Origin of the sequence: Massilia orientalis, assembly GCF_030411975.2 — a bacterium.
GTDB lineage: Bacteria > Pseudomonadota > Gammaproteobacteria > Burkholderiales > Burkholderiaceae_D > Telluria > Telluria orientalis.
Genome location: NZ_JASNRB020000070.1, coordinates 1 through 1,868 on the forward strand (window position 1 = coordinate 1; position 1,868 = coordinate 1,868).

Here is a 1,868-nt window from a genome sequence, read left to right on the forward strand (position 1 = left end):
GTGGCGCCGGTGTGCGTATTCACGCCCGTCAGGGTTTCGGTGCCGGCCGCGATCGCCAGGCCGCCCGAGCCGTGGATGCTGCCGGCGAATACGTCCTGCGCATCGGTCAACGTCAACGTCTGGCCGCCGAGCAGCACGGCACCGGAGCCGGACAGCGAGCGCACTTCGGCGCCGTTGTTCGTGGCCGTGATGTCGAACACGCCGTTGTTGGCTACACCGCTGGACGGCGCGATACTGCCCGAACCCGCCAACGCGAGGCCGCCGCCCTGGTCGATCAAGGTGGTGCCGGTATAGGTATTGGTACCAGTAAGAGTTTCGATACCGCCCGCGATTGTCAGACCGCCCGACCCGTGGATACTGCCCGCAAACGTATCGCCGGCATCCGTCAGCGTCAGGGTTTGGCCGCCGAGCAGCACGGCACCTGAGCCGGACAGCGAGCGCACTTCGGCGCCGTTGTTCGTGGCCGTGATGTCGAACACGCCGTTGTTGGCTACACCGCTGGACGGCGCGATACTGCCCGAACCCGCCAACGCGAGGCCGCCGCCCTGGTCGATCAAGGTGGTGCCGGTATAGGTATTGGTACCAGTAAGAGTTTCGATACCGCCCGCGATTGTCAGACCGCCCGACCCGTGGATACTGCCCGCAAACGTATCGCCGGCATCCGTCAGCGTCAGGGTTTGGCCGCCGAGCAGCACGGCACCTGAGCCGGACAGCGAGCGCACTTCGGCGCCGTTGTTCGTGGCGACGATGTCGAGCACGCCGTTATTTGCTACACCGCTGGACAGCGCGATGCCGCCCGATCCGGACAGCGCCAGTGCGCCGCCCTGGTCGATCGACGTGGCGCCGGTATAGGTATTGGTACCGCTCAGGGTTTCGGTACCGCCCGCGATTGTCAGACCGCCCGAGCCGTGGATGCTGCCGGCGAACGTATCGCCAGCATCCGTCAGTGTCAGCGTTTGGCCGCCCAGCAGCACGGCGCCGGAGCCGCCGAGGCTCTGGACCGCCGCGCCGCCCGTGCTGGCCGATACGTCCAACGTGCCATCGGTCTGCACGCGGCTGTTGCCGATGCTGCCGTTGCCGGCCAGGACCAATGCCGCGCCTTGCGATACCGCCGTGGTGCCGGTGTGCGTATTCACGCCCGTCAAGGTTTCGGTGCCGGCCGCGATCGCCAGGCCGCCCGAACCGTGGATACTGCCGGCGAACGTATCGCCGGCATTGGTCAGCGTCAGAGTCTGGCCGCCCAGCAGCACGGCACCCGAGCCAGATAGCGAGCTCACTTGGGCGCCGTTGTTCGTGGCGGCGATGTCGAACACGCCGTTGTTGGCCACGCCACTGGACAGCGCGATGCTGCCCGAACCGGACAGCGCCAGCGCGCCGCCCTGGTCGATCGAGGTGGCCCCGGTATAGGTATTGGTACCAGTCAGCGTTTCGCTGCCGCCCGCGATTGTCAAGCCGCCCGAACCGTGGATGCTGCCGGCGAACGTATCGCCGGCATCCGTCAGCGTCAGGGTTTGGCCGCCGAGCAGCACGGCACCGGAGCCGGACAGCGAACGCACTTCGGCGCCGTTGTTCGTGGCCACGATGTCGAACACGCCATTGTTAGCGACGCCGCTGGACAGCGCGACGCTGCCCGAGCCGGACAGCGCCAGCGCGCCGCCCTGATCGATCGATGTGGCGCCTGAATAGGTATTGGTACCGCTCAGGGTTTCGATACCGCCCGCGATCGTCAGCCCGCCCGAACCGTGGATGATGCCGGCGAACGTATTACCGGCGTCGGTCAGCGTTAGAGTTTGGCCGCCGAGCAGCACGGCACCTGAGCCGGACAGCGAGCGCACTTCGGCGCCGTTGTTCGTGGCGACGATGTCGAA

Annotated in this window: 1 protein-coding gene; it reads right to left on the minus strand. The window is 67.0% G+C overall.

What is annotated here, in order from left to right; translation table 11 throughout:
- On the minus strand, positions 1 to 1,868 hold a 1,868-nt coding region (locus QPK29_RS33375; RefSeq protein ID WP_400189960.1), incomplete at both ends, for a beta strand repeat-containing protein.